This window comes from Allocoleopsis sp. (assembly GCF_036703385.1).
In the GTDB taxonomy this organism is placed as follows: Bacteria; Cyanobacteriota; Cyanobacteriia; order Cyanobacteriales; family Coleofasciculaceae; genus Allocoleopsis.
The window spans coordinates 1-2,039 of sequence record NZ_DATNPA010000570.1 but is presented as its reverse complement, the minus strand read 5'-3'; the positions used below and the strand labels follow the sequence as shown (position 1 = coordinate 2,039).

The 2,039-nt window shown below is 49.5% G+C and carries 1 protein-coding gene and 1 pseudogene; both read right to left on the bottom strand.

Annotated features, from left to right (window positions below):
- On the bottom strand, positions 1-552 hold a 552-nt coding region (locus V6C93_RS27815; protein ID WP_333479917.1), incomplete at its 3' end, for a MotA/TolQ/ExbB proton channel family protein.
- A 230-nt stretch (positions 553-782) separates the two neighbouring features.
- Positions 783-1,913 (bottom strand): annotated as a pseudogene (locus tag V6C93_RS27810) (ABC transporter ATP-binding protein).
- Positions 1,914-2,039: the final 126 nt, after the last annotated feature.

Below are 2,039 nucleotides of genomic sequence, written 5' to 3'. Positions count from 1 at the left end.
TTGCAGAGATACAAAAGCTCGATAAAACAACAATGCCACAATGGCGACAACCATTCCGGAAGCAGTTGTAATCAGCGCTTCACCAATTCCAGCAGCCGCCGCCGTCGTGTCAGTTTGAGCAGCACTTCCGATTTTCAAGTTGTTGAAGGTAATAATCAGTCCCGTTACCGTACCCAATAACCCCAAAAGTGGTGCAACAGCAATAATCGTTTCCAAGAGTTTGTCACCCCGACGCATCTGGACAAACTCCTTATCACCGGCGGCTTCTAGTGCCAGACGAAACGTTTCAGGGGTTGGATCTTTTAGCTTGAGAGCTGCAAAGAGAAAGCGACCCATTGGCTGTGTGCGCGCACGAGATGCGATCGCAGCTGCTTTTTTTAAATCGACTCGTGCCATTGCTAGAACATCATGGACAATACGGTCTTCCTGACTTAACAACTGGAACCAAAACCAGGCACGTTCAAACGCACAAGCCACAGTAGTAATGGAGAGGGCAAGAATCGGCCACATCACTGGGCCACCCTTAATCAGGAAATCAAAAAGTTTGTCCATACGTTTAGGAAAGAATGCCTAGTGCTTTCGACTAGTCACTACCAAGGTTTGTTTCATCCAACTGCCAGCTGACGCGAACACAAGGCAGAAAGCAGAGGGCAAAAGGCAGAAGTTAGATGTACTCCACTCAATCGAGAACCGGCTATAGTTTCGTCGGCGCTTCCTATCCAAGAACCAACGAGCGTTGATTCATCTATAGTCAACAAACGACTGCGACCACTTATGGTAGCTTACAGCAATGCTGGAATGTATCCAGGTGCTGGTGAAGCACTGGGAAAAATTTGCACGTAGGGATTACTAATAGACACTTGTACCCGAGTGCCCACGGGCAGTTGCGTGCTGAGCGTGGAGCGAGCGTGCAATTTTTTCCCGGAGCGAGTTTGTAAACAGTAGCGGTACTCGCGCCCTAGGAAATGTCGGTCTAGAATAACAATTTCTGCCTCATCATCCGATCTCAACACGATATGCTCTTCCCGTACCATTAACTCTCCAGTGTCAGGCGTTGTTAAATTCATCAATTGAGCAGAGTCTCTTGTCTCCTGCCGAACTTCAAACACCTCAAAAGCACCCACTTCAGTTTCCCAAAGGTGGTCTCGCCGTCGAGCAGGTAGGAAATTAGCCTGAGTGACGAATTCCGCGACAAAGCGAGAGGTGGGTTGAGTGTAGATTTCCTCGGGTGTACCTAACTGTTCTAAGTGTCCAGCACGCATAACCGCTACGCGATCGCAAATCGAAAGCGCTTCTTCTTGGTCGTGGGTGACAAAAATCGCCGAGGTTCCAGTTTCCTTGAGAATCGATCGCACGTCCTGCCGCAACCGCAAACGGACTTGGACATCGAGATTGCTCAAGGGTTCATCTAATAAAATGAGTTTGGGTCGCGGGGCTAATGCACGAGCGAGAGCCACTCGTTGCTGCTGACCCCCTGATAGTTCGTGAGGATAGCGTTTTTCCAATCCGGCTAGTCCGACAAGAGCAATCGCTTCCTGAGTGCGTTCCTTGATAACGATGCCGCTCGTCCGACCTCGGTTTTGTTTTAACCCAAAGGCAATATTTTCCTCCACATTCAGGTGAGGAAACAGCGCATAGTCTTGAAATACCATGCCCGTGTACCGCTGTTCCGGAGGCACCCAACATCCCGCACCTGCAACCGGACGCCCTGCTAAGACCACAGTTCCCACATCAGGTGACTCAAACCCTGCAACAATCCTCAAAAGTGTAGTTTTGCCGCAGCCAGAAGGACCGAGTAACCCTAGCACATCCCCCTCTTGCAACGTCAGGGTAACGTTAGAAACTGCTGGAGTCGCGGAATGCTCAAACCGTTAGGTAATGCCCTCTAAATGTAGAATCGCCGGTCGTGTCATTTGAATTATGAATGCTCAATTGTGAATGATGAAAGGTAAGCGACTGGATGATAAAAGCACGTCGCCAAACGAAGGCAGACGGCAGGAGGTTCCAGGGCAGAAGTTAGGTTACAAGAGGGAGTTCAA